Source organism: Streptomonospora alba, from assembly GCF_000826685.1.
Taxonomy (GTDB): domain Bacteria; phylum Actinomycetota; class Actinomycetes; order Streptosporangiales; family Streptosporangiaceae; genus Streptomonospora; species Streptomonospora alba.
The window spans coordinates 1-25,118 of sequence record NZ_JROO01000004.1 but is presented as its reverse complement, the minus strand read 5'-3'; the positions used below and the strand labels follow the sequence as shown (position 1 = coordinate 25,118).

Annotated in this window: 19 protein-coding genes; 8 read left to right on the top strand and 11 right to left on the bottom strand. The window is 73.0% G+C overall.

Annotated features, from left to right (window positions below; all coding sequences use genetic code 11):
• The first annotated feature begins 6 nt into the window (after nucleotides 1–6).
• Together fabF and LP52_RS01565 are read left to right on the top strand one after the other, a co-directional pair.
• Complete coding sequence (gene fabF / locus LP52_RS01570) at nucleotides 7–1,245, top strand: beta-ketoacyl-ACP synthase II (RefSeq protein WP_040270114.1); 1,239 nt, start codon at nucleotides 7–9, stop codon at nucleotides 1,243–1,245.
• A gap of 284 nt (nucleotides 1,246–1,529) precedes the next feature.
• Nucleotides 1,530–2,696, top strand: coding sequence for an EAL domain-containing protein (locus LP52_RS01565; RefSeq protein ID WP_040270112.1), 1,167 nt, complete (start codon nucleotides 1,530–1,532; stop codon nucleotides 2,694–2,696).
• A gap of 167 nt (nucleotides 2,697–2,863) precedes the next feature.
• Here the strand turns inward: LP52_RS01565 and LP52_RS01560 are convergent, their stop codons facing one another.
• Nucleotides 2,864–3,757: an SGNH/GDSL hydrolase family protein gene (locus tag LP52_RS01560; RefSeq protein WP_052809323.1), complete on the bottom strand. Its 894-nt coding sequence runs from the start codon at nucleotides 3,755–3,757 to the stop codon at nucleotides 2,864–2,866.
• A 354-nt stretch (nucleotides 3,758–4,111) separates the two neighbouring features.
• Here LP52_RS01560 and LP52_RS01555 point away from each other — a divergent pair, with 354 nt between their 5' ends.
• The gene (locus LP52_RS01555; RefSeq protein WP_040270110.1) at nucleotides 4,112–4,549 is read left to right on the top strand and encodes an SseB family protein; all 438 of its coding nucleotides are present in this window, start codon (nucleotides 4,112–4,114) and stop codon (nucleotides 4,547–4,549) included.
• A 439-nt stretch (nucleotides 4,550–4,988) separates the two neighbouring features.
• Nucleotides 4,989–7,121: a hypothetical protein gene (locus LP52_RS01550; RefSeq protein ID WP_040270108.1), complete on the top strand. Its 2,133-nt coding sequence runs from the start codon at nucleotides 4,989–4,991 to the stop codon at nucleotides 7,119–7,121.
• Nucleotides 7,122–7,458: 337 nt separating this feature from the next.
• Here the strand turns inward: LP52_RS01550 and LP52_RS01545 are convergent, their stop codons facing one another.
• The 8 genes from LP52_RS01545 to LP52_RS01510 are packed head-to-tail and all read right to left on the bottom strand — an operon-like array spanning nucleotide 7,459 to nucleotide 14,130.
• Entirely contained in the window at nucleotides 7,459–7,812 is a 354-nt protein-coding gene (locus LP52_RS01545) for a metal-sulfur cluster assembly factor (RefSeq protein ID WP_040270106.1), read from the bottom strand.
• Nucleotides 7,809–8,294: a Fe-S cluster assembly sulfur transfer protein SufU gene (sufU, locus tag LP52_RS01540; protein ID WP_040270104.1), complete on the bottom strand. Its 486-nt coding sequence runs from the start codon at nucleotides 8,292–8,294 to the stop codon at nucleotides 7,809–7,811. Before sufU ends, LP52_RS01545 begins: the two co-directional genes overlap by 4 nt.
• A gap of 17 nt (nucleotides 8,295–8,311) precedes the next feature.
• On the bottom strand, nucleotides 8,312–9,601 hold the full coding sequence (locus tag LP52_RS01535; RefSeq protein WP_040270103.1) for a cysteine desulfurase: 1,290 nt from the start codon (nucleotides 9,599–9,601) through the stop codon (nucleotides 8,312–8,314).
• A complete protein-coding gene (gene sufC / locus LP52_RS01530) occupies nucleotides 9,598–10,362 on the bottom strand; it encodes a Fe-S cluster assembly ATPase SufC (RefSeq protein WP_040270102.1) in 765 nt (254 codons plus the stop codon). Before sufC ends, LP52_RS01535 begins: the two co-directional genes overlap by 4 nt.
• Before the next feature lie 7 nt (nucleotides 10,363–10,369).
• Nucleotides 10,370–10,702 (bottom strand): non-heme iron oxygenase ferredoxin subunit, encoded by a 333-nt coding sequence (locus tag LP52_RS01525; RefSeq protein WP_040270101.1) that lies wholly within the window; start codon nucleotides 10,700–10,702, stop codon nucleotides 10,370–10,372.
• Nucleotides 10,695–11,867, bottom strand: a complete 1,173-nt coding sequence (gene sufD, locus LP52_RS01520; RefSeq protein WP_040270100.1) for a Fe-S cluster assembly protein SufD — start codon at nucleotides 11,865–11,867, stop codon at nucleotides 10,695–10,697. The genes LP52_RS01525 and sufD overlap by 8 nt, the downstream gene beginning before the upstream one ends.
• A 2-nt stretch (nucleotides 11,868–11,869) precedes the next feature.
• Complete coding sequence (sufB, locus tag LP52_RS01515) at nucleotides 11,870–13,282, bottom strand: Fe-S cluster assembly protein SufB (protein ID WP_040270099.1); 1,413 nt, start codon at nucleotides 13,280–13,282, stop codon at nucleotides 11,870–11,872.
• Nucleotides 13,282–14,130: a helix-turn-helix transcriptional regulator gene (locus tag LP52_RS01510; protein ID WP_040270098.1), complete on the bottom strand. Its 849-nt coding sequence runs from the start codon at nucleotides 14,128–14,130 to the stop codon at nucleotides 13,282–13,284. Before LP52_RS01510 ends, sufB begins: the two co-directional genes overlap by 1 nt.
• A gap of 302 nt (nucleotides 14,131–14,432) precedes the next feature.
• Between LP52_RS01510 and LP52_RS01505 the strand changes: the two genes are divergently transcribed.
• From LP52_RS01505 to LP52_RS27895, 3 genes are all read left to right on the top strand, one after another.
• Complete coding sequence (locus tag LP52_RS01505; protein WP_040270095.1) at nucleotides 14,433–15,401, top strand: ABC transporter ATP-binding protein; 969 nt, start codon at nucleotides 14,433–14,435, stop codon at nucleotides 15,399–15,401.
• Between the two features lie 2 nt (nucleotides 15,402–15,403).
• Nucleotides 15,404–16,201, top strand: coding sequence for an ABC transporter permease (locus tag LP52_RS01500; RefSeq protein WP_040270093.1), 798 nt, complete (start codon nucleotides 15,404–15,406; stop codon nucleotides 16,199–16,201).
• Nucleotides 16,202–16,270: 69 nt separating this feature from the next.
• A complete protein-coding gene (locus tag LP52_RS27895; RefSeq protein WP_193789928.1) occupies nucleotides 16,271–16,714 on the top strand; it encodes a hypothetical protein in 444 nt (147 codons plus the stop codon).
• A gap of 40 nt (nucleotides 16,715–16,754) precedes the next feature.
• On the opposite strand, the gene LP52_RS01490 is transcribed toward LP52_RS27895, so the two are convergent.
• Nucleotides 16,755–17,975, bottom strand: a complete 1,221-nt coding sequence (locus tag LP52_RS01490) for an arginine deiminase (protein ID WP_040270091.1) — start codon at nucleotides 17,973–17,975, stop codon at nucleotides 16,755–16,757.
• A gap of 200 nt (nucleotides 17,976–18,175) precedes the next feature.
• Between LP52_RS01490 and LP52_RS01485 the strand changes: the two genes are divergently transcribed.
• Entirely contained in the window at nucleotides 18,176–19,105 is a 930-nt protein-coding gene (locus LP52_RS01485) for an EamA family transporter (protein WP_052809322.1), read from the top strand.
• A gap of 47 nt (nucleotides 19,106–19,152) precedes the next feature.
• Here the strand turns inward: LP52_RS01485 and LP52_RS01480 are convergent.
• The coding region (locus LP52_RS01480; RefSeq protein WP_052809302.1) for an SDR family NAD(P)-dependent oxidoreductase at nucleotides 19,153–25,118 on the bottom strand (5,966 nt) is incomplete at its 5' end.

The following is a 25,118-nucleotide window of genomic DNA, read 5'->3' as shown; positions in this document are numbered from 1 at the left end:
GGAGCGATGAACACCACCGAAGTCGTCGTGACGGGACTCGGCGCCACAACCCCACTGGGAGGTGACGTCGCCAGCACCTGGTCCGCACTTCTCGAAGGCCGGTCCGGCATCGACACGATCCACGAGGACTGGGTCGCCGATCTTCCGGTGCACTTCGCCGGGCAGATCGCCCAGGAGCCCTCCGAGGTCCTGCCCCGGCAGCGGTTGCGCCGCCTGGACCGCACCCAGCAGCTGGCGCTCATCTCGGCGAAGGAGGCCTGGGAGGACGCCGGCGGCCCCGAGGTCGATCCACTGCGCCTGGGCGCCGTGGTCTCCAGCGGCATCGGCGGCATCCTCACGATCCTGGAGCAGTACGACACCTTCCGCGAGCGCGGCTGGAAGCGCGTCTCGCCGTTCACGGTGCCGATGCTGATGCCCAACGGCCCCGCCGCCGCGGTGTCGCTGGAGTACTCGGCCCGCGCCGGCGCGCACTCCCCGGTGAGCGCGTGCGCCTCCAGCGCCGAGGCTCTGGCCAACGCCGTCGAAATGATCCGCAACGGCCGCGCCGACGTGGTGATCGCCGGCGGGGTCGAGGCCGCGATCCACCCGCTCAACCTGGCGTCCTTCGCTTCGATGCGCGCGCTTTCCACCCGCAACGACGACCCGCAGGGCGCGTCGCGGCCGTGGGACACTCAGCGCGACGGCTTCGTGATGAGCGAGGGCGCGGGCACGGTGGTCCTGGAGTCGGCCGAGCACGCCGCCGCGCGCGGCGCGCGTGTCTACGCGGTGGCCGCCGGAACGGGCTACTCCAACGACGCCCACGACATCGTGCTGCCCGACCCTGACGGCAACGGCCAGTCCCAGGCCATCCTGTCGCTGCTGGAGGACTCCGGTCTGGCTCCCTCCGACATCGCCCACGTCAACGCGCACGCCACCTCCACCCCGGCCGGCGACGTCGGTGAGACCGTCGCCCTCCGCAAGGCGCTGGGCGACTCCGCCGCCGACCGCGTGGCGGTCACCTCCACCAAGTCGATGACCGGGCACCTGCTCGGCGGCGCCGGGGCGGTGGAGTCCATAGCGACGGTCCTGGCCCTGTATGAGGGCCGGATCCCCCCGACGATCAACATCGAGGAACTCGACCCCGAGGTGCGGGTCGACATCGTCCGCGACAAGCCGCGCGACATGCCCGCCGACGCCGTCGCCGCGGTCAACGAGTCCTTCGGGTTCGGCGGCCACAACGTGGCCGTCGCGTTCCGCCGCGTCTAGGACGCCCGCTTGGCGGCACCGGTCGCGGCGCCGCGTCGCCGGCCGAGGCGATCTGCACGGCTGCGGCGGCTGGGCGCGCACGGCTACATCCCGCTGTGGTTCCGGCGCCGATGCGGATCGCGCATCACGTTCTCGGGGCGGACGGGCCCGGGCCCGTCCGCCCCTTGCGCGTTCGCGGGCGCGGGCGGGCGTGTGTGAACGCTTCCCCTCCCCCGGTGGAAGTCCCCCTGAATTCACCCCGCTTACCGCTGACAGGCCTCACGCCGCTTCGCGATGATCGGCCTGTGTCCCTCCAGTCCCCGGTGAGCGAAACCGGCTCCGGCCACCGGAACGACGCCGTCGACGGCTCCTCCGGCGAGGCGCCGGTGTACCGCCCCGTCGTCGACCTCGATTCCGGCGCGGTGCTGGCCGTGGACGCCGACATCCGCGCGGCCGACGGGCCGGCGTCGTGGCCCGGCGATCCGGCGGCGGCGGCCGGGCGGCTTTCCCGGCTCGTCCGCAGCGCCACGGCCCGCGAGTCCCTGCTCCCGCTCATCCTTCCCATGCCCGCTCAGGCGGTCGCCGCGGCGCCCGACGCACTCGAAACGTTCGAGGACACCCTGCGCCGCTGCGGGCGGCGGCCGCGCGACGTCACCGTGCTCTTGGGGGCCGACCTGCCGCGGGTGGCGCGCGAGCCGCTGGTGCGCGGGATCGCCCGGTTGCGAGACCTGGGATTCCGCTGCGCGCTGGGCACCGCCGCGGTGCCGCCGGACCTGCTGCTGGAGACGAACCCGTTCCTGCTGCGCATCGACCCGGGCATCGTGGCCGGACTTCCCGGCGACCAGCGCATGGCCGCACTCGTCGACGGCCTGGCGCGCATCGGGCACGGCAACGGCGTCTTCCCCATGGCCGCCGGGGTGACCTCCGAAGCGCAGGTGGGCCGGCTGCGCGAGGCGGGCGTGCGGCTGGCCCAGGGCCCGCTGTTCGCCGACGAGGGGTGGCTGCCCGGCGAGCGCGTCGCGTCCATCCCTGCGGCGCCACTGGAGGCGGCCCAGGAGCGCCACGACTCGGGGCCGCCGGTCACCGAGTTCCTGCGCCCGCCCGTGGGCATGAGCCCCGATGCGACGGCCGAGGAGGTGCTGGACGCCTTCAGCGCCGACACCGCGCTCAACAGCGTCGTGCTGATCGACCACCGCGACCGCCCGGTGGCCCTCATCGACAGGGCCCGGTTCCTGCTCGCCGTCACCGGACCCTACGGCCATGCCCTGCACGCCAAGCGCCCGGCCAAGCGCCTGGCCGACACCCCGCGCACGGTGCCCCGCACCTGCCGTGCGATGGCGGCCCTGCGCGCCGCGGGCAGCGAGCGCGAGCGGGTCTACGACGACCTCATCGCCGTCAACGAGTTCGGCCAGTGCACCGGGATCGTGCACGTGGGCGATCTGATCCAGAGCCTGGCCGCAGACACCGCCTGAGAGCGGGAACGGCGCTGCCGGCAGGCAACGCGTCCATGCCGACGCGGATGCGCGCCCGGCCGAAGCGGTGGCGCCCCGCTGCCTGAGGCCGCCGCCCGGCGTTCGCTGCGGTCCCGCCTGCGCTTGGCCCTCGACCGGGCGCGCGACGTCCGCCCCGGTCCCGCGCCTCAGCCGCGTTCGCTGTAGGGCTCGCGGCCGCGCCCGGCGGGCGGGGTGGTCCGGCCGCCGGCGGCGCCGGGGCCGCGGTTCTCGGTGCGGTCGCCTCCGGAGTCCTCCGAGGGGGCCGAACCCTCCTGCGTGTCGGGGCGGTCGGGGGCCAGTTCCACGGGCTCGGGGAGCTTGGGGCGGCGGCCGTCGCCGGAGGAGCGGCCCATGGCGCGGCGGCTGATCCAGGGCACCAGGTGCTGGCGGGCCCAGCGCCAGTTCTCGCGGCGGCGCAGGATGCGCGGCAACCGCTCGGGCGGGGTGTCCCACGGGCGCGACCAGATCTCGCGCGGCCCCATGGGGTCGTCGAGCAGCTCGGCGATCCGTGCGGCGACGATGCGGTGGCCCTCGGCGTTGAAGTGCAGCCGGTCCACGCTCCAGGCGCGCGGGTCGTTGAGCGCGCCCATCGACCACAGGTCCACGATGTCGCTGGCCGTGCGCTCTGCGACCGCGCGCAGGTGCATGCTGAACACCGCGATCCGGCCGCGGTAGACCTTCAGGACGGGGATCCACCCGGTGTCGTGGCCGGAGAGGATCACCACGCGGATCCCGGCGTCGCGCAGCCGCCGGATGCCGGTCTCGAACTGTGCCGCGAGGTCGTCGAGGTCGGTGTTGGGCCGCAGCACGTCGTTTCCGCCGGCGTGCACGGTGACCAGGTCGGGCTTGTGGTCCAGTGTCTGTTCGAGCTGATCACCGAAGATATGCTTCATGCGGCGTCCGCGCACGGCCAGGTTGGCGTAGCGGAAGCCGGGCACAGAGGTGCTCAGGTGCTCGGCGAGGCGGTCGGCGAAACCGCGGTACTCGCCGTCGGGCGCGAGATCGTCGAGGCCCTCGGTGAGGCTGTCACCGATGGCCACGTAGGTGCGGATCGCTGCCGGCCGCTGCGCCTGATCGCCCACGGGGGGATTCGTCTCCAGGTCAGTCACGTCAACCAATCATGCAGCTCGGCCACGGGCACCGGCGCCATGGCCCACGGCGACGCGCGGGGAGCTCGACAACGGGATGCGCCCCTCACACGTCACGGACGAGGATGTGTCAACGGGGAGAGGCTAGGGTAGGGCCTGCCCGACAAGCATACCTCCGGCTACCGCCGACACGCCTGCACCAGCTCCGATATGCGGATTATCCTCGGTGCTTTTCTCAGGCGGGCGGCGGTCGGAGGCGGTCGGAGACTTCTATCCGCGACTAACGCAAGGAGCCGTTGCATCCGCATGAGCAACAGCGAGGCCACCCCGGAGAACAGCGAATCGGGCGAGCAGGCCGCGTCCTTCCCCGTCAACGACGTCGAGAACGCGCTGCAGGGGGCGCTGGAGCAATCCGGCGCCGAATCTCCCGATCCGGAACCCGTCAGCGCCTTCCTCTCCGCGCTGCGCGAGGCGCAGGTGTGGGTGCCGCTGCCGGAGGGTTCGGGCACTCAGGACGACGGCTCGGTCGCGCTGCCCACACTCGAACTCGAGGGATCGCCGTTCATCCCGGCCTTCACCTCCGAGGAGCAGCTCGGACTGCGCAGCGCCGAACTGCCCTACACCGTGCTTCCCGCACGCGACCTCGCCGAGGCGATGCCCGAGGGCGTGGGCCTGGCGCTGAACCCGGGCAATCCGGCGAGTGTGCCGATCTACCCGGACACCGTCGCGAACCTGGCCAAGTGAGCCCGGCCGGCTCCGGCGGCCCGCGGGCCGCCGGAGCCGGCGCACCGCCGCCGACCGCACGGACGGGGCGGCACCCGCCGGCGCATGCCCGGACGGGTTCACCCCTGACCGTGTAACCCGCGTCACATTTGACTGCTTTCGAGGCGAAAACGACGTTCGCGGACCCGGCGCATCGGCCGGGAGGTGCCGCGGATCCTGCACCCGACCCGGCGCCCGCATCGGACCTGCCCCGGCACTATCCAACCGCGGCGCTCGCACGTACGATCAGCCGAGGGTGCGCCGTTTCCAACCGCGGAGCACCGACCGCTCCCGACGCGCGCCGGCCCGGCGACCGGGCACACGGCGCCGGTCGAGTGGACGTACTGTGGTGCAGGAACACATTGCCCGCGGGGCGGCACCCGCCGCGGGCCGAACGCGCGGAGGTCGAGGTCTAAAGCAGATGAACGCCGTCTCCCCGATCTGCCTCACCGACCTCGTTCCCGCCCTGCGGTGGAGCGACCCCGCGATGGTGGGACCGGTCCTGTGGCACGCCCGGTTGGTCGAGGGCTGGTGGAGTTCACTGCCGCTTCCCCGCGTACTCGACCTCGCCGGAGCCACCTGGCTGTCGCACTCCCTGGCGCGCTTGGCCGCGGAGCAGTGGAGCCACCTGGAGCTCGGTGAGTTCCTGCCCTCCCTGCGCGCCGCGCAGGTGGACCTCGACGAGATCGCCGAACCGGTCCGCGGCGCGCTGCTGGCCACCGCCGGGAACTGGGAGCGCCTCGTCTCGGCCACCCCCGCCGCCATCTCCTCGTGGGGCCTTCCCGAAAGCTGCGGGCCGCTGGATCTCATCAGCACCGCGACCTTGCGCGCGGTCCAGCCCTTGGGCGGCGAGCAGGCGCGCGTGCCCACCCCCTCCCCCGCGCTGATGGTCGAGGCCGTCCGCACTCTGGCCAACTGGCTGCCCCACTCGGCACCCGACCATGTGCACAACGCCATGGCCTACCTCGGCGCCGCCACCGGCGCGGACCCCGGAGACCAGGGCTCCGCCGAGCCCGAGGAGGCGCAGCCGGCCCAGAGCCCCGCCACCCGGGCGATCCGCACCCTGCGCGCGCTGCGCGCCAACCGCGAAGAGGGGCCCCGCGCCGGAAGCGCCGCACCGGAGCAGGAGTCCTCCGCCGCCTCCGCCGACGCCGGCGCCCCCAGCACCGTGCGCAGCTCGCTGCTGGGACCTGACGGGGCCCTGCGCCGCCCGGCCTTCGGTCCGCCCAAGCAGCAGGCCGACGAGCAGCCGGCCCAGTCCCCCGAGTTGGGCCGGCACCCTTTGGTGGACCTGCTGGAGGAGTTCCTGCGCAACTGGTCCGACGCGGAGCGCACCGTCGCGGCACAGCGGCTCTTCGCCTCCGAGCCGGTCAGCATCCGGCTGCTGGCCGACGAGATCGGCGTGGACGTGCGGGAGATCCGCAACGCGCAGCGCACCGTGGAGGAGCGGCTGCTGCAGTGGCTGGGCTCGCCCGGCGGGGCACCGCTGACCACGCATCTGCGCGAACTCTCCGAGCACCTGGGTGCGGCCGCCACCGTCGACCACCTCATCACCGCCCATCCCGACCACCCGGTAGACGTCCCCTCCCTGGGCACACCGCTGTGGCGGGTGGTCATCACCCTCTTCACCGACCGCCGGCTGCACAACGGCTGGCTGGTGGCCGACGACCCGCACCGGATGCGCTGGCAGACCCGCGAGATGCTCGGTGACGCGCCCAGCACCTCCGACGCCGCCATCCGGCTGGGCCGGATCGGGATCCGGCAGCAGGCCGTGCGCGCGTGGCTGCTGAGCACGCCCGGAGTGACCATCCGCGAGGGCCACGTCATGGTGGACCCCTCCATCCCGGTGGAGAACGCCCCGGCCGGCGCCTCCTACGGCGCTCCGCCCGACCCGGTCCCCGAGGCCGAGGGGACCACCACCGCCAACGGCCTGCCCATCCGGCGGCGGCCCGGCGCCGAGGCGCCGCTGCAGGACCAGCCCGAGGAGCAGCCCTCGTCGGCCTCGCCGCAGCCGCCGCGCGTGGGCGACTCGACGCGCTGCTTCCGCGCACCCGACGGCCGCTGGTGGCACCGCGTGGACGTCACCGGCGACCACCTCAACGGCGCGCCGGTCACCGTGCCACCGGGCTATGCGACGCACCTGGGCCTGCAGCCGGGCCGCCTGCTGTGCCTGACCGCGCCCGGCGCCGACCTGCTCGTGCTGGTCTGGCGCGACCAGCCGGCCTTCGACTCGCTGCGCCCGCTGCTGCGCCGGCTGTCGGCGCAGCCGGGCGACCGCGTGTTCATCACCGTCAACGGCGACCGGCTGGACGCACGGCGCCTGCCCGCCGCCGATCTGAGCGGGCACAGCCCGGCGAGCCGGGCGCTGCACCTGATCGGCTACACCGCGCCGGCCTCCACCGAGGACGCCCTGAAGATCATCGCGCACCGCATCAGCGAGGACGGCTCCGACGCACGCGCCGCCGAGCCGCAGGCCCTGCTGGACTTCCTGACCGAACGCGGCGACACCGACATCGCCCACGAACTGCGCCCCGCCCTCATCCCGGCGCACTGATACCGCGGTGCGCGTGGACCTACGCCTGCGAACCGGGCAGCGCAGGTCCATCGGGGCCCTCGGCACGCGCGGACCGCAAAGGGTCCCGGCCCCTGGACCAGCGCGTGCTGGAGACCGGTGAGGGCTGTCCGCGCAGCGAACGCCGGGGCCGGGTCCGACCTGATGCGGATCCCGCCGACGAGTCCGCCGGCTCCCCGCGATGCCACAGCCTGGCGTCAGGACGTCGAAGACGCGACGGACCGCCGGCGGACGGACCCGGCGCATGCGAACGGGCCCCGCCGACGGTTCGGCGAGGCCCGTGGAAACGGCCTGGGATCGCACCCGCGGCGCACGGTCCTCAGACGTTGAATCCGAGCATGCGCAGCTGGTCGCGGCCGTCGTCGGTGATCTTGTCCGGGCCCCACGGCGGCATCCAGACCCAGTTGATCTTGACCTCGCGCTCGAACTCGTCGAGCGCGGAGTTCGCCTGGTCCTCGATGACGTCGGTCAGCGGGCAGGCGGCGCTGGTGAGGGTCATGTCCAGGGTGATGACGTTCCCGTCGACGTTGACCCCGTAGAGCAGCCCGAGGTCGACGACGTTGACTCCCAGTTCGGGGTCGATGACGTCCTTCAGCGCCTCGCTGATCTCCTCGGCCAGCGCCTCGCCGCCGCCGTCGGCGGCGGGCTCCGGCGCGGTGTCCTGTTCGGTCATGAGGCGCCCTCCTTCTCCGTTTCCAGGGACTGGGCGGTCGCGTCCTTCCACGCCATCCAGGCGAGCAGGGCGCACTTGATACGGGCAGGGTATTTCGACACGCCCGCGAAGGCCACCGCGTCCTGCAGCACGTCCTCGTCGGGTTCGCCCTGCCCCTTGGAGTGCATGAGCTCGGTGAACTCGTCGAGCATGCGCATGCCCTCCTCCAGCGTGCTGCCGATCAGCAGGTCGGTCAGCACCGAGGCGCTGGCCTGGCTGATCGAGCAGCCCATGCTGTCGTAGGAGACATCGGCGATCGTCGCCTTGTCGTCGAGGGCGCCGCCCTCGACAGCCGGCGTCAGCCGCACGCGCACGGTGACTTCGTCGCCGCACGTGGGGTTGATGTGGTGGGCCTCGCCGTTGTGCGGCTCCCGCAGACCCTTGTTGTGCGGGTTGCGGTAGTGGTCCAGGATGATCTCCTGGTACATGGAGTCGAGCTGCATAGCGACCTGTGCCCCTCCTAGCGTGCCGCCGCGGTGCCGAAGAACCGCTGCGTGGCCTGGATTCCCTCGGCCAGGGCGTCGACTTCGGCGAACGTGTTGTACAGGTAGAACGTCGCCCGCGTGGTGGCCACGGTCTCATAGCACCGGTGCAGCGGCCATGCGCAGTGGTGGCCCACGCGCACCTCGACACCCACGTCGTCGAGGACCTGGCCCACGTCGTGCGGGTGGATGTCCTCGACCGTGAACGAGATCGCGCCCCCGCGGTCCACGGGGTCGGTCGGGCCGACGATGCGCACGCCCGGCAGGTCGCCCACCTGCTTGAGCGCGTACTGGGTCAACGCCTGCTCGTGGGCGAGCACGTTCTCCATCCCCACGGCGCTGAGGTAGTCGCAGGCGGCGGCCAGCCCCACGGCCTGCGGAGCCATGGGAACGCCGGCCTCGAACCGCTGCGGCGGATCGGCCCAGGTGGTGTGGTCCATGTAGACCACGCCGATCATCGAGCCGCCGGAGATGAACGGCGGCATGGCCGCCAGCAGTTCCGGACGCCCCCACAGCACGCCGATGCCGTTGGGACCGAGCATCTTGTGCCCGGAGAAGGCCAGGAAGTCCACACCCAGCTCGGTGACGTCGACCGGCATGTGCGGCACCGACTGCGCGGCGTCGACCAGGACGAGCGCGCCGTGGGCGTGGGCGCGCTCGGCGATGGCCGTGACCGGGTTGACGGTGCCCAGCACGTTGGACTGGTGGGTGAGCGCCACGAGCTTGGTGTTGTCGTTGATCAGCTCGTCGATGCCGCTCAGGTCCAGCCGTCCATCGGAGGTCACCGGGAACCACCGCAGCGTCGCGCCGGTGCGCTGGCACAACTGCTGCCAGGGAACCAGGTTGGCGTGGTGCTCCATCTCGGTGACCACGATCTCGTCGCCGGGGCCGACGACGAAGCGGGCGTAGGCCTCGCCGCTGGTGGCGGCATTGCTCATGGCGTAGGCCACCAGGTTGATGGCCTCGGTCGCGTTCTTGGTGAACACGACCTCACCGGGCTGGGCGCCCACGAACGCCGAGATGGTCGCGCGGGCGCTCTCGTAGGCGTCGGTGGCCTCCTCGGCGAGCTGGTGCGCGCCGCGGTGCACCGCCGCGTTGTGGCGTTCGTAGAAGTCCCGTTCGGCGTCGAGTACCTGGCGGGGCTTCTGCGAGGTCGCTCCGGAATCGAGATACACCAGCGGGCGCCCGTCGCGGACGGTGCGGGCCAGGATCGGAAAGTCCGCCCGCACCGCCTCGACGTCGAGGCGCCCCAGCTCGCTCGTCGTCACTTCGCCGCTGCCTTCGCGAAACGCTCGTAGCCTTCGGACTCCAGGGTGTCGGCCAGCTCCGGCCCGCCGGAGGCGGCGATGCGGCCGCCGGCGAACACGTGCACGTGGTCGGCCTGGACGTAGTTGAGGATGCGGGTGTAGTGCGTGATGAGCATGACGCCCACCTCGCCGGACTCCCGCGCCCTGTTGATGCCGGCCGAGACGACCTTCAGCGCGTCGACGTCGAGGCCGGAGTCGGTCTCGTCGAGGATCGCCATGCGCGGCTTGAGCAGCTCCAGCTGGAGGATCTCGTGGCGCTTCTTCTCACCGCCGGAGAAGCCCTCGTTGACGCCGCGCGAGGCGAAGGAGGAGTCGATGGACAGGTTGCCCATGGCCTCCTGCAGCTCCTTGGAGAACGTGCGGAGCTTGGGGGCCTCGCCGCGCACCGCGGTGACCGAGCTGCGCAGGAAGTTGGACATGGACACGCCCGGAACCTCGACCGGGTACTGCATGGCCAGGAAGAGGCCGGCGCGGGCGCGCTCGTCGACGCTCATCTCCAGCACGTTCTCGCCGTCGAGCAGCACCTCGCCGTCGGTGATCTCGTAGCGGGGGTGGCCGGCGATGGCGTAGGCCAGCGTCGACTTGCCGGAGCCGTTGGGGCCCATGATGGCGTGCGTCTCGCCGGAGTTGATGGTGAGGTCGACGCCCTTCAGGATCTCCTGGCGCTCCTCGGCGCCGATGAGGACGTCGGCCCGCACCCCGCGGATTTCGAACTTCGTCATATGCGATTCAGCCTTTTGAACTCTGGGTGTCCAGCGAGACGAGGACGTCGTCGCCGTCGATCTGCACTGCGTAGGTGGCGACCGGTTGGGTCGCCGGCGGGTTGATCGGCTTGCCCGACCCGAGGTCGAAGCAGGATCCGTGCAGCCAGCACTCCACGGTCCCGTCTTCGACCTCGCCCTCGGACAGGTTCACCTCGGCGTGGGAGCAGATGTCGCTGATGGCGTAGATCTCGCCCTCACTGCGCACCACCGCCACCGGAGTGTCGCCGACCTCCACGCCCAGCGCGCCCTCGTCGGGGACGTCGCTCAGCGAACACACACGGGTGTAACCGTCACTCATGGCGAGCCAGCTTCTCCTCTACCTCGTCCATGATGCGGTCGCGCAGCTCCGGAACCTCGATGCGGCCGATGAGCTCCTGGAAGTACCCGCGGATCACCAGGCGCCGGGCCTCGTCGGCGGGGACGCCGCGCGACTGCAGGTAGAACAGGTGGATGTCGTCGAGGCGGCCGCTGGCGCTGGCGTGGCCGGCGCCTTCGACCTCTCCGGTGAAGATCTCCAGGTTGGGCACCGAGTCGACCCGGGTGCCGTCGGTGAGCACCAGGTTGCGGTTGTGCTCATAGGAGTCGGTACCGGTGGTGCCCTCGCCGATGATGACGTCGCCGATCCACACCGCGTGGGCGTCCTCGCCGCTGAGCGCGCCCTTGTACTCGACGCGGCTGCGGGTGTTGGACTCGTTGTGGTCGATCAGCGAGCGGTGCTCGTGGTGCTGGGCCTTACCGGTGAAGTAGAGGCCGTGCAGCTCGGCGTCGCCGCCGGTGCCCTTGTAGCGGACGCTGGGCGACAGGCGCACCAGGTCGCCGCCGAGGGTGATCACGAAGCTGCGGAAGCGGGCGTCGCGGTTCACCGTGGCGTAGTGGTGGGAGACCTGGACGGCGTCGTCGTTCCAGTCCTGCAGGCTGATCACCGTCAGCGAGGCGCCGTCCTCGACGACGAACTCGACGTTGTCGGCGTAGACGGCCGAGCCGGCGTACTCCAGTACGACGGTGGCCGCCGAGTGCGGCTCGGCCCGCACCACGGTGTGGCCGTAGGCGTCGCCGTACTCGGTGCCGGTGATCTTCACGAACACCGTCTCGGCGAGCTCGGTGTCCTTGGGCACGGTCACCACCGTGGCCGGGTTGAAGTCGGTGAAGCTCTCCCAGGCCAGCGCGCTGACGCGGTCGTTGGGCAGGAACGAGGCACCGAGCCGGGAGTCGTCGCGACCCACCCGCTCGACGACGGCCTCGTCAGGGCCGGAGACCTCGACGGTGACGACACCGTCGGCGATCTCGCGGCCCTGGTGCAGGCCGCGCAGGCGACGCAGCGGCGTGAAGCGCCACTCCTCCTCGCGCCCGTTGGGCACGGGGAAACTCGCGGACTCGAAGGAGCCGTGCACGTCCAGGCGCGAGATCGGGACGTCTTCTCCGCCGTGGGAGTGCTCGCGGATTCCGAGATTGGGGCTGGCCATGCTTAACCGACCGCTCCTTCCATCTGCAGCTCGATCAGCCGGTTGAGTTCCAGCGCGTACTCCATGGGGAGCTCGCGCGCGATGGGCTCGACGAACCCGCGGACGATCATCGCCATGGCCTCGTCCTCGTCCAGACCGCGGCTCATCAGGTAGAAGAGCTGGTCCTCGCTGACCTTGGAGACGGTGGCCTCATGGCCCATCTCCACGTCGTCTTCGCGGATGTCGTTGTAGGGGTATGTGTCCGAACGGCTCTCGGTGTCGATGAGCAGCGCGTCGCACTTGACCGTGGACTTGGAGTGGTCGGCGCCCTCCTGCACCTGGATGAGCCCGCGGTAGGAGGCTCGTCCGCCTCCGCGCGCCACCGACTTGGAGACGATGGTCGAGGAGGTGTTGGGCGCGCAGTGCACCATCTTGGAGCCGGCGTCCTGGTGCTGGCCCTGGCCGGCGAAGGCCACCGACAGGGTCTCGCCCTTGGCGTGCTCGCCCATCAGGTAGATCGCCGGGTACTTCATCGTCACCTGGGAGCCGATGTTGCCGTCGACCCACTCCATGGTGGCGCCCTCGTAGGCGACGGCGCGCTTGGTGACCAGGTTGTAGACGTTGTTCGACCAGTTCTGGATGGTCGTGTACCGGCAGCGGGCGTTCTTCTTGACGACGATCTCGACGACCGCCGAGTGCAGCGAGTCGGTCTTGTAGATCGGTGCGGTGCAGCCCTCGACGTAGTGGACGTAGGCGCCCTCGTCGACGATGATCAGCGTCCGCTCGAACTGGCCCATGTTCTCGGTGTTGATCCGGAAGTAGGCCTGCAGCGGGATCTCGACGTGCACGTTCGGGGGAACGTAGATGAACGAACCACCGCTCCACACGGCGCTGTTGAGCGAGGCGAACTTGTTGTCGCCGGGCGGGATGACCGTGCCGAAGTACTCCCGGAAGAGCTCCGGGTGCTCCTTGAGCGCGGTGTCGGTGTCGAGGAAGAGGACGCCCTGCGCCTCCAGGTCCTCGCGGATCTGGTGGTAGACGACTTCGGACTCGTACTGCGCGGCGACACCGGCGACCAGGCGCTGCTTCTCGGCCTCGGGGATGCCGAGCTTGTCGTAGGTGTTCTTGATGTCCTCGGGCAGCTCCTCCCAAGAGGCGGCCTGCTGCTCGGTCGAACGCACGAAGTACTTGATCTTGTCGAAGTCGATCCCCGACAGATCGGCACCCCACTCGGGCAGCGGCTTCTTGTCGAACAGGCGCAGCGCCTTGAGGCGGAGCTTCTCCATCCACTCCGGCTCGTCCTTCTTGCCGGAGATGTCGCGGACGACCTCTTCACTGAGGCCGCGGCGAGCGGTGGAGCCTGCTTCGTCGGAGTCGGCCCAGCCGTACTCGTAGGTGCCGAGCCCGTCGAGCTCGGGGTGCGCGGTAGACGTCATTACGCGGATCCTCCTGGACTCAGACGTCCTTCATCTGACGTTGCCCGCCCTTTCGCCCGGTGGGGGCGGGCGGGCGTGTTCTCATCGGTGCGCGAGTGGACCGGCTCCCCCGCGGGACGGGGATCGGCCGCTGTGATGTCGCGCGGGGTGACGTGTGTGGTGCACACGCCGTCGCCGTGGGCGATGGTGGCCAACCGCCGCACCGGAGTGCCCAGCAGCCGCTCGAAGACCTCGACCTCGGCCTCGCACAGCTCGGGGAACTCCGTTGCGACGTGGGCCACCGGGCAGTGGTGCTGGCACAGCTGGTCGCCGCCGCCCGGAGCCGGGGCCTCGCCCGCCGAGGCCGCATAGCCGTCGTTGGACAGCGCCTCGGCCAGCAGCCGGATGCGCTGCTGGGGCGGGGCGGCGGCCAGCATCGGGCGGTAGCGCCGTTCCAGGTCGGCGACCTGGCGCCGGGCGAACTCGGCGACGGCCTCGGACCCGGCCTTCTCCGAGAGGAACCGCAGTGCGCTGGCGGCGAGGTCGTCGTAGCCGTGCACGAAAGCGTCCCGCCCGGCTTCGGTGATGGCGAAGACCCGGGCCGGCCGACCGCGGCCGCGGCGCCCGTGGCTGCGGGAGTCGCGGGCCTCGACCATGCCCTCGTTCATCAGGTTGTCAAGGTGGCGGCGGATGGCCGCCGGGGTGAGGCCGAGCCGCTCCCCCAGCACCGCGGCGGTGATGGGCCCGTGTTCGAGGATCAGCCGCGCGACGCGTGCGCGTGTGCCGTTCTCGGCGCCCCGCTCGGGACCGTGAGCAGCCGCAGGCGCGCCTGCGGCTGCGCCTTCCTCTGGCTGCTGTCGGTTCCCCACGTTTTTCACAACATCAGTGTGGCGTAAATAAGTCCCGGCAGGCAAACGCCCCTCCATGCGGTCGATCACGCAGGGAAGGCTTGCCTGATCGGCCTGCGGAGCCCTCCCGACGCCGGGCGGCGGTGCGGGCCGCGGCCGGCTACCCGCATTCGGCAACGAAAACGCGCGTCCGTTATTCCCGCGGCGCTCCCGCGGGAAGGCGGTCCGCATATGCCCAGCCCAGCGTCGGGAGTCCGGACCGCAGCGGGCGCGCGGGCGGGCCGGTGCAGGTCGGCCGAGCCCCCGCCCTAGACTCGGGTCCCATGGAGACAGCCGCGGTCGAGGCCACCGATCTGGTCAAGCGCTACGGCGCGACCACCGCCGTGGCGGGCCTGACGTTCTCCGCGGCCCGCGGCGCGGTCACCGCGCTGCTCGGCCCCAACGGCGCGGGCAAGACCAGCACCGTCGAGACGTGCGAGGGGTTCCGGCGCGCCGACGCGGGCCGGGTGCGCGTGCTGGGCCTGGACCCGGGTGCCGACTCCGCCGCGCTCAAACCCCGTGTGGGAGTGATGCTGCAGTCCGGCGGCGTGCCCACCGGGGCCCGCGCCGGCGAATGGCTGCGCCTGGTGGCCTCCTTCCACGCCCACCCCGTCTCCCCCGACGTGCTGTTGGAGCGGCTGGGCCTGCTCTCGGCGGCCGCGACGCCCTTCCGCCGGCTCTCCGGCGGCCAGCAGCAGCGGCTGTCGCTGGCCGCGGCCGTGGTCGGCCGTCCCGAGCTGGTCTTCCTCGACGAGCCCACCGCCGGACTGGACCCGCAGGCCCGCCACGCCACGTGGGACCTCATCGCCGAGCTGCGCGACAGCGGAGTCGGCGTGGTCCTGACGACCCACTACATGGAGGAGGCCGAACGCCTCGCCGATCACGTGGTGATCATCGACCACGGCCGGACCGTGGCCGCCGGCGCCCCCAGCGAGCTGACCGACTCCCGCCAGGAGCTGCGTTTCCGCGCCGACGCCGACCTGGACACCGCCGCGCTGGGGGCGGCGCTGCCGAGCGCCGCGCGGATCGAGCGGCGCGGCGAGGGCGGACGCGAGCCCGGTGAGGGCCGCGGGAGGGCCCCGCGCACCGAGTACGCCGTCACCGCCGAGGCCTGCGAGGGGGTCGGCCCCGAACTGGTCGCCACGGTGGGCACCTGGTGCGCCGCCAACGGCGTGTCCCCCGAAGGGCTGCGCGTACAGCGGCGCAGCCTCGAAGACGTCTTCCTCGAACTCACCGGCCGAGACTTGCGCTAACCATGACCCGATCCCGCACCGGCACCCCATCCGACCTGTTCGCCCCCGCCCCCGGGGCAGCGCCGCAGCACCGCATGATCGCCGCGCAGGCGGCCATGGAGCTGCGCATCATGCTGCGCAACGGCGAGCAGCTGCTGCTGACCATGGTGATCCCGCTACTGCTGCTGACGGGGTTCAGCGTCACGCCCGTTCTGGACCTGGGTCCGGGACCGCGCGTGGACTTCCTCGCACCGGGAGTGCTGGCGCTGGCCGTGCTGTCCACGGCCTTCACCGGCCAGGCCATCGGCACGGGCTTCGAGCGCCGTTACGGGGTGCTCAAGCGGCTGGGCGCCACGCCGCTTCCGCGCGGTGGCCTGCTGGCGGCCAAAACCCTGGCCGTGCTGGCGGTCCAGCTGGTGCAGACCGTGCTCATCTGCGCCACCGCCGCGGCTCTGGGCTGGCGCCCGCAGGCCGACGCGGCCGGCGCCGCTTATGCGGTGCTGCTGGTTCTGCTGGCCACCGCGTGCTTCACCGCGCTGGCGCTGCTGATGGCCGGGACGCTGCGCGCCGAGGCGACCCTGGCGGCGGCCAACCTCGTCTACGTGGTGCTGCTGGGGCTGGGCGGGGTCGTGTTCCCGATCGACCGGCTGCCCCAGGCCGTGCAACCGGTGGTCGAGGCCCTGCCGATCACCGCGCTGGCCGAAGGGCTGCGCAGCGTGCTCGCCGACGGGGCGGCGCCGTCGCCGTGGCCCGTGGTGGTGCTCGCGGTCTGGGCGGTGATCGGCGCGGTGCTGGCCGCACGGCTGTTCCGCTGGGAATGAGCGCCCCGGTCCCGCGGGCCCGCCGCGCCGCAGCTCGCGGCCGGCCTGCTGCCCGATAAGGTCGTGCGGGTGGAGTTCATCGGGGTGCCCTTGGTGACGCTGATCCGCTCACTGGGGCCGCCGCTGGTGGTGCTCGCGGTCGGCGCCGTGCTGCTGGTACGCCGCCGCCCGGTGCGCGCGCGGCTGATGTGGGCGGCGCTGTCGGTGCAGCTCGCGGCGGCGGCGCTGCCGTTCGCGTGGCTGCTGCTGCAGGCGGGCACCGGGCTGGGCGGGCGAACGGTCGTGGGGCTGGCGATGATCCTGATCCAGCCGGGTGTGGAGGCCCTCGCCTGGCTGCTGGCACTGGGGGCCGTGGTCGCGTCGGCGCCGCGGCGCGGCGCCGACGGCGCCCGGGGCGGCCACGCCGCCGCGCCGGGGGTGCCGGAGGAGGGACGGACGGTCAGGGCGGCGCATGCGCCCGGGGGCGCGGGCGAGCGGCCCGGCTCCGCCCACCGGACCCGCTCCACTCCCTGACCCGCCGCCGCGGCCGGCGGGCGGGCAGGCGGGCGGCCGACTAGTCCTCGCGCTCCAGTGGGCAGGTCATGCAGTGGGGGCCGCCGCGGCCGCGCCCCAGTTCGCTGCCGCTGATCTCCAGCACCTCCACGCCGTGCTCGCGCAGGTAGTCGTTGGATGCGGCGTTGCGCTCGTAGGCGACCACCACGCCCGGCTCCAGCGCGAAGACGTTGCAGCCGTCGTCCCACTGCTCGCGCTCGGAGGAGAACACGTCCTGGGTCGGGGTGAGCACGGTGATCTCGTCCAACCCGGCCGCCTCGGCGATGGCGTCGTGCATGCGCTCGGGCGGGTTGTCGGTGACCTTGAGCTCCTTGTCGGTGTCGCCGGGCTCGATGGTGTAGGAGGGCAGCATGCCCAATCCTGAGTACTTGGTGAACACGCCGCGGTCGACGCAGGTCATCACCGTGTCCAGGTGCATGATGGCGCGGGCCTTGGGCATCCACAGCCCGAGCAGCCGCCGGGCGCCGCCGCGGGCGAACAGTTCGTGGGCGAGCATCTCCACGGCCTGGGGCTGGGTGCGCTCGCTCAGGCCCACCAGGACCGAGCCGTCGGCGATCGGCATGACGTCGCCGCCCTCGATGGTCGCCGGCCCCCAGGCGTGGCCCGGATTCCACAGCTCGAAGGCGGAATCGGCGAAGCGAGGGTGCCAGCGGTACACGGCCTCGTAGTGGATGGTCTCGCGGCGCCGCGCCTTCTTGCGCATGGCGTTGATCGACACGCCGCCGCCGATCCAGCAGGAGGTGTCGCGGGTGAAGAGGTGGTTGGGCAGCGGCGTGAGGACGAATTCGTCGAGGCCGAGGGTGTGCAGCCACACCGAGCGGGGCTCCTCGATGCGCTCCAGCAGCTCGCGCTTGGTGATGCCGCCGATGAGGAACCGGCACAGGGTGGCCGGGTCCATGGCCTCGAAGGCCGCGCGCAGCGCGTCGACCGCCATCGGGCCGAAGAACCGCTCGTCCCACACGCAGTCCAGCACGTAGGCGCGGGCCTCCGGCAGCGCCAGGACGTCTTCGAGCAGCTCGCCGAAGAGGTGCACCCCCACACCGCGGTCGCGCAGCAGCGCGGTGAAGGCGTCGTGCTCCTCGCGCGCCCTCTCGGCCCACAACACGTCGTCGAAGAGCAGGGCGTCGTTGTTGGAGGGGGTGATCCGGCTCAGCTCCAGGCCGGGGCGGTGGACGATGACCTGCCGCAGCCGTCCCACCTCAGAGGTCACCGAAAACGCCATGGGCTCCTCGTCTCGCCTCGGATCGCGCATTTCGCGGTGAAGGTCAGCATTCCGTACAACCGCACGTCCGAAACCTCGGGGGTGGGCCGCGCACCGGGCGGGAAGATTCGGCCGCGGACGCAGCGGGGCGCGGCATAGGATGGACGCCCGTGAGCACGAATGCTGCGGCGAATTCATCCGGTGGCCCTCTCTGGGGACGACTGCCCAGCGGTGCGGGTCTGCTTCGGGCGGCCGGCGAGTCGGTTCCGCCGACCTGGTTCGTGCTCGTCGGCATCCTCTCGGTGCAGGCGGGAGCGGGCGTCGCCAGCCGACTGTTCGCCGTGCTGCCGCCCAGTGCGGTCGTGTGGCTGCGCCTGCTGACCTCGGCCGTGGTGCTGCTGGGGCTGGCCCGTCCGGCACTGCGCGGCCGCTCGCGCGCCGACTGGACGGTGGCGATCGGCTTCGGCGTCTGCCTGGCGACCATGAACTTCGCCATCTACCAGTCCTTCGCGCGCATCCCGCTGGGCATCGCGGTCACCATCGAGTTCCTGGGGCCGCTGTCGGTGGCGGTGATCGGATCGCGCCGCAGAACCGACCTGCTGTGGGTGGCGCTGGCCGGCACCGGCGTGGTGCTGCTGGGGCGCAGCGACGGGACGCTGACGCTGGCGGGCGTGCTGTTCGCACTGCTGGCGGCCGCGGCCTGGGCGGGCTACATCATGTTCAGCGCCGCCACCGGTCGCCGGTTCTCCGGCATGTCGGGGCTGGCGGTGGCCAGCGTCGTCGGCACGGTCATGGTCGCGCCGGCGGGAGTGGCCGCGGGCGGTTCGGCGCTGCTGGACCCCCGGCTGCTGCTGATCGGACTGGCGATCGGGCTGCTGTCCTCGGTGGTGCCTTACACGTTGGAGCTGCAGGCCCTGCGCCGGATGCCGCCGCGGGTCTTCGGAATCCTGATGAGCCTGGAACCCGCGGCGGCCGCCCTGGTGGGACTGGTGCTGCTGAACGAGTTTCTGACGCTGTGGCAGTGGCTTGCGGTCGCCTGCGTGGTGACCGCCAGCGTCGGCGCCACCCGCCGGCCGGCGGAGCCCGCGCCGGCACCGCCCTCCGGTGCCGACGCCGAGCCCCGGCAGGCTCCGGGACGCGAACCGGACTGACACCGGAGTGTCCGCGGCGCCGCCGCCGGCCCCCTCGCCCACCGCGGTCAGTGGGGCCCCACCGCCGTCGCCACCCAGTCGCGCACCGCGTGCGCGGTCGCCTCCGCGTGGTCCTCCAGCATGGTCAGGTGGTCGCCGGGAACCTCCAGAGCGTCGTGCGGCAGCGGCCAGTCGAAGCGCCAGAGCGCTCCTCCCACGAGGGCGCCGTGCTCGTCGGTGACCGGGTCGTCGGGCCGCACCAGTGCCGTGGGGGCGGTGGTCTTGTGCGGCGACCAGTCCTCGAACAGGTCAAGGTAGCCGCCCATCGCCGTAGCGCGGGCCCCGTCGGTGAGGCCCAGCTCGTGGTCGCGTTCGAGGATGCCGCCCATCAGAGGGATCAGCCCGGCGTCCCTGGGCAGTGGCGTGTCCAGCAGGACGAGTCCCGCCGGGCGGCTGCCGCGCTGCTCAAGGACCTCGGCCACGGCATGGGCCATCCAGCCCCCGGAGGAGCGGCCCACCAGGACGCAGGGGTCCCCTCCGCACACCTCCTCCACCGCTGAAGCCTGGAGTCCGGCGGCGGCTCTGACCGTTGCGGGCAGGTCCTCATCCCCGGCGAAGCCCACGTGGGGCAGCACGTGGACCCCGTGGGTGCCGCGCAGGGCCGCCGCGAAGCGGGCGTACTCGTGCGGTCCGGAGATCATCACCAGCGACGGGAAGCACACGAACCGCGGCGCCCCACCTTGCGACATCAGCAGCGGCCGCGGCGCCGCCTGGTCCTGTTCGGCCTCGAACGCCGGACGCAGCCGGGCCGCGGCGCGCAGCATGCGCAGGCCCTCCTCGACGCGGCCGGTGGAGCAGGCGCGGCGGAACAGCGCGACCATGCTGTCGTCGTCCCCGCCGACCGACCCCTCCTCCTGGCGGGGACCGCCGGGGTCGGCGGCACCGGCACCGCCCGCCGGCTCCCCCCCTGTTCGGCCCTCGAGCATCCCGCGCAGATGGACGGCCAGGGCCCGGGGCGTCGAGCGGTTGAAGACCACACCGGCAGGCAGCGGCATGCCGACGGCGGCGGCCACCCGGTTGCGCAGTTCCACCGCCGTCAGCGAATCCAGGCCCAGCTCCAGGAAGCTGCGCTCGGCGCCGACGGCCGCGTCGGCGTGGCCGAGAACCTCCGCCGCCAGGCCGCATACCAGCTCCAGCAGGATCCGTGTGCGCTCGGACGCGGATCGGGACGCGAAATCCCGGGGTAGTCCGCGGGCCGGGGCGGGGGTCTCGCCGCCGGGGGCCGCGGTGCCGCGCCGGGGCGACCGGACCATGCCGCGGAACATGGGAGCGACCCCGCCTGTGGCGTGCGCCTGTTCGCGCAACCCGGCCACGTCGACCGGAACGGCAACCAGATGCGCCTCACCCGTGGTCAGCGCGGTGTCCAACAGCTCCAGCGCCTGATCCGTCTCCAGCGCCCCGGCGAGGCCCTGGCGGCGCATCCGGGCGAGGTCGGCCTCGGCCAGCCCGGCGGTGAGCTCGCTGCGGTCGGCCCACAGGCCCCACGACAGGGACGTGGCGGGCAGTCCGCGGCTTCGGCGGTGGGCGGCCAGCGCGTCCAGGCAGGTGTTGGCGGCGGCGTAGGCCGCCTGGCCGAAGGCACCCAGAACCCCCGCCGCCGAGGAGTACAGCACGAACGCGGCCAGCGGCAGGTCGCGGGTGAGTTCGTGCAGGTTCCAGGCGGCGTCGGCCTTGGCCGCGAGCACCGGTGCGGCGCGTTCGGGGGTGAGGTCGGTGACCGGCGCGTCGTCGAGGACTCCGGCGGCGTGTACGACCGCGGTGAGCGGCCGGTCGGCGGGCACGTCGCCGATCACCTCCGCCAGGGCGGCGCGGTCGGCGGCATCGCAGGCGCGGATGTCGACCTCGGCTCCCAGACCGCGCAGGTCCTCGGCCAGTTCCCGGCTGCCGGGCGCGTCGGTGCCGCGCCTGCTGACGAGCAGCAGGCGGCGGGCTCCGTGGTTTCGCACCAGATGGCGGGCGGTGAGGGCGCCCAGGCGCCCGGTGCCGCCGGTGATGAGCACGGTGCCGCCGGGATCGGGACGGCTCGGCAGCTCCAGCACGACCTTGCCGACGTTCCGGCCCTGCTGCAGGAACCGGAAGGCCTCGTGGACGCGGCCGATCGGCCATGCGGCCGCGGGCAGGTGCCCCAGCACACCCTGGTCGAACAGGCGCAGGATCTCCAGGAACATCTGCTGGATGCGCTCGGGTCCGGCTTCGCCGAGTTGAAAGGCCCGGTAGGTGATGTCGGGATGGTCCGCGGCGACCGCATCCGCGTCGCGGACCTCGGCTTTGCCGATCTCGATGAAGCGCCCGCCTGAGGCCAGAAGGCGCAGGGACGCGTCGATGTGCGGGCCGGTGAGCGAGTTGAGCACCACGTCGGCTCCGCCGTCGCCGCCGAAGGCGGTCTCGTAGTCGAGCGCGCGCGAGTCGGCGATGCGGGCGTCGGGAACGCCGAGGTCGCGCAGCACCGGCCACTTGCCGCGGCCGGCGGTGGTGAGGACTTCGGCGCCCAGGTGGGCTGCCAGCCGCAGGGCCGCCTGGCCCACGCCTCCGGCCGCGGCGTGGATGAGCACCCGCTCCCCCGGGCGCACCCCGGCCAGGTCGACCAGGGCGTAGTAGGCGGTGAGGTAGGCGATGGGGGCGGCCGCGGCGTGGGTGTCGCTCCAGTGGCGGGGGACGGCGGCCAACGTGCGGCGGTCGGCGACGCCGACAGTGCCGAAGGCGCCGTGCATGATGCCCATCACGCGGTCTCCGGGCGCGAGGTCGGTCACGTTGCGGCCGGTTTCGACGACCTCGCCCACACACTCGGTGCCGAACTCGTACTCGGCGGGGAAGATCCCCAGCGTCAGCATGACGTCGAGGAAGTTCAGTCCGGCCGAGCGCACGGCGACGCGCACCTCGTCCTCGCCCAGGGGGCGGGTCGCCGCCGGGTTGGGCACCGCGTGCAACCGCACGCTGCCGTCTCCGGCGGGTTCGAGCCGCCACGGTTCGCCGCCGGGCGGCGGGATCACCCGGGCGGACTCCGCGGCCGCCAAGCGCGGGACGTGGTACGTGCCGCCGCGGAGTGCGATCTGGTCCTCGCCGGCGGCTAGGGCGGCCGCGAGCACCCGCGCGGCGGTGCCGTCCTCGGTACCGGTCCCCGGCTCCAGGTCCACCAGCGCGAACCGGCCGGGGTGCTCGCTCTGCGCGGAACGCAGCAGGCCCCACAGCGCGGATGCGGCGAGGTCGGGCTCGCAGCGGTCCGGCCCGTCCGCGCCGAGGGCGGTCCCGGCGATCGGGGCGGTGTCGACCGCGACCGCTCCGGTGGTCGCCACCGCCAGTCGCGCGGCGGCGAAGCGGTCGTCGGCAAGCCAGGCTCGGATGAGCGCGAGGACGTCGGCGACCGCGGTGTGCGCGGTGGCTCCCGCGGTCGCGGGAGCGCTCCGATAAAGCACGACCGGTGGGACGGGTGCGCCGGCGTCCACGGCCGCGCTCAGTTCCGCGAAGTCGGCGTAGTGGCCGATACCGTCGCGCGGCCGTCCGGTGCCGGAGCGCCGCCCCAGCGCCGCCCACCCGGAGGGTGGAGCCGGTGCTTCCTCGGCGGGAGCCGGGATCCAGTCCACTCGCAGCAGAGGCTGCGAACTGTGCTCGCCCGCGGCCGAGGCGGGGACCGGGCGGGCCGTGAGGGCTTCGGCCGTGAGGACGGGGGCGCCCATGGGGTCGGCGGCCTCCACCGCGAAGCTCCCCTCCTCCCGCGGGGTCAGGCATACCCGCAGGGCGGTGGCGCCTTCGGCGTGCAGAGCGACGCCCTCCCAGCTGTAGGGGAGCTGCGGCGCCGGCTCCGCGCCGTCCCGCGCGGCGGCTTCCAGCAGCAGCGGGTGCAGGGCGGCGTCGAGGAGCGCGGGATGGATTCCGCACGCCGCCGCCTCGGCGTGCCGTTCGGGCGGCAGGGCGATCTCGGCGAAGAGGCGGTCCCCGTAGCGCCAGGCCGCCTGCAGTCCGCGGAAGGCGGGCCCGTACTCGTAGCCGCGACGCGCCAGGGCCGTGTAGGCGTCCTCCACGGGCACGGTTTCGCTCCCCGGCGGCGGCCACGGTCCGGCGAGCTCGGCGGACGCGGCGCCGGGGGCTCTCGGGCCAGGCGCGACGAGGCCCTCGGCGTGCACGGTCCACGGATCGTCGACGCAGGGGCCGGGCTCTGTCGGGCGGGGCCGGGAGTGGACGGTGACGGCGCGGCGGCCGCCCTCCACCGGGTCGTCGACGCGGACCTGGACGTGCAGGCCGCCGGTCGCCGGGAGCCGGAGCGGAGTGTGCATGACCAGTTCGACCAGATGCGGGCAGTCGGCGTGGTCGCCGCCGCGCAGCGCGAGCTCGGCCAGGGCGGTTCCCGGCAGCAGGGCCTCGCCTGCCAGCGCGTGGTCGGCCAGCCACGGCATCCGGTGGAGGCTCAGCTCGCCGGTGAGCAGGAAACCGCGCGTGCCGGCGCGGGAGACGGCCGCGCCCAGCAGTACGTGCTCCTCGGAGCCGACGCCGACGGCCGGGTCGGCCGCGCCCGCGGCGCCGGCCCAGTATCGGCGGCGTTGGAAGGCGTAGGTCGGCAGGTGGACCGTCCCGCGGGCGCGCTGGGCGAAGAGCGCGTCCCAGTCGGGTGCGGCGCCGTGCGTGTAGGCCTCGGCGACGGCGGCGGTGAAGCGCTCCGGGCCGCCCTCGTCGCGGCGCAGGGTGGCCACCACCCGCTGCTCCGCGCCGGGCGGGGTGTCGGCCGACTCCACGGTGCGCGCTACCGCGGGGCCCATCACGGGGTGCGGGCTGATCTCGACGAACACGCACCGGTCGGCTTCGGCGAGTGCGCGGACCGCGGGTTCGAACAGCACGGGGTGGCGCAGGTTGGCGAACCAGTAGTCGGCGCCCAGCTCGGCCCCGTCGACGACCTCGCCGCGCACGGTGGAGTGGAAGGGCACGCTTCCCGAACGCGGGGCCAGTCCTTCCAGCTCCGCGGCGATGGGGCCGCGCAGGACTTCCATCTCCGGGGAGTGGGAGGCGAAGGCGGAGGCGACGAGGTGGGCGTTGACCCCCTCCTGCTCGTACTCGGCCTGCACCTCCTCCAAGGCCGCCTGGCGGCCGGAGATGACGACCGATTCGGGACTGTTGAGCGCGCCGACGCTCAGTCGCCCGCCCCACGGGCGGATCCGCGCCGCGGCCTCCTCGGCCGGCACCGGAACCGCCAGCAGGCCGCCGGTTTCGATCAGCGGGATGGACAGCCGGCTGCGCGCGGTGACCACACGCGCGCCGTCCTCCAGCGAGAGCGCGCCGCACACGCAGGCGGCGGCGATCTCGCCCTGGGAGTGGCCGACCACGGCGTCGGGGCGCACCCCCGCCGCGGTCCACAGCTCGGCCAGGGCCACCATGACCGCCCACAGCACCGGCTGGAGGACGTCGACCCGCTCCAGCGGGGGCGCCCCGTGCACGCCGCGCAGGACCCCGCTCACCGAGAAGCCGACGTGGGGAGCCAATGCCTGCTCGCAGGCCATGATGCGTTCCCGGAACACCGGGGAGTCCTCTAGGAGCCGGAGGCCCATCTCCGCCCATTGGGCGCCTTGCCCCGGGAACACGAAGACCGTTCGGGTCGTCTCGCCGGGAGCGCCGCCCACCCCGCGCACCGTGTTGGTCGGGGGCTCGTCGCGAGCGAGCGCGGCCAGGGCCTCCAGGTGCTGTGCGGGGTCGGTGCCCAGCACGACGGCTCGGTGCTCGAAGTGGGCCCGGGTGGTGGCCAGCGAGAATCCGACGTCGGCTGCGTCGGATCGCGAAGAGGCGCTCAAGGATTCGTGCAGGCGCCGGGCCTGGGCCCGCAGCGCCGGCGCCGAACGCCCGGACAGCGGCCACGGCAGCGGCGCGCCGCAGTCGGGGGTGAACGGCGAGTCGCCCTGCGGGGCCGGTCGCGGACCCGGCGCCGTCGTGCCGTCGTGGTCGCCGGCGAAGCCGTAGGCGCGCTCGTGCGGGGGTTGCTCGACGACGGCGT

Coding starts and splice junctions, on each gene's coding strand:
- fabF (WP_040270114.1), top strand. CDS start 7: ATGAACACCACCGAAGTCGTCGTGACGGGACTCGGCGCCACAACCCCA.
- LP52_RS01555 (WP_040270110.1), top strand. CDS start 4,112: ATGAGCAACAGCGAGGCCACCCCGGAGAACAGCGAATCGGGCGAGCAG.
- LP52_RS01550 (WP_040270108.1), top strand. CDS start 4,989: ATGAACGCCGTCTCCCCGATCTGCCTCACCGACCTCGTTCCCGCCCTG.
- LP52_RS01545 (WP_040270106.1), bottom strand. CDS start 7,812: ATGACCGAACAGGACACCGCGCCGGAGCCCGCCGCCGACGGCGGCGGC.
- sufU (WP_040270104.1), bottom strand. CDS start 8,294: ATGCAGCTCGACTCCATGTACCAGGAGATCATCCTGGACCACTACCGC.
- sufC (WP_040270102.1), bottom strand. CDS start 10,362: ATGACGAAGTTCGAAATCCGCGGGGTGCGGGCCGACGTCCTCATCGGC.
- LP52_RS01525 (WP_040270101.1), bottom strand. CDS start 10,702: ATGAGTGACGGTTACACCCGTGTGTGTTCGCTGAGCGACGTCCCCGAC.
- sufD (WP_040270100.1), bottom strand. CDS start 11,867: ATGGCCAGCCCCAATCTCGGAATCCGCGAGCACTCCCACGGCGGAGAA.
- sufB (WP_040270099.1), bottom strand. CDS start 13,282: ATGACGTCTACCGCGCACCCCGAGCTCGACGGGCTCGGCACCTACGAG.
- LP52_RS01505 (WP_040270095.1), top strand. CDS start 14,433: ATGGAGACAGCCGCGGTCGAGGCCACCGATCTGGTCAAGCGCTACGGC.
- LP52_RS01500 (WP_040270093.1), top strand. CDS start 15,404: ATGACCCGATCCCGCACCGGCACCCCATCCGACCTGTTCGCCCCCGCC.
- LP52_RS01490 (WP_040270091.1), bottom strand. CDS start 17,975: ATGGCGTTTTCGGTGACCTCTGAGGTGGGACGGCTGCGGCAGGTCATC.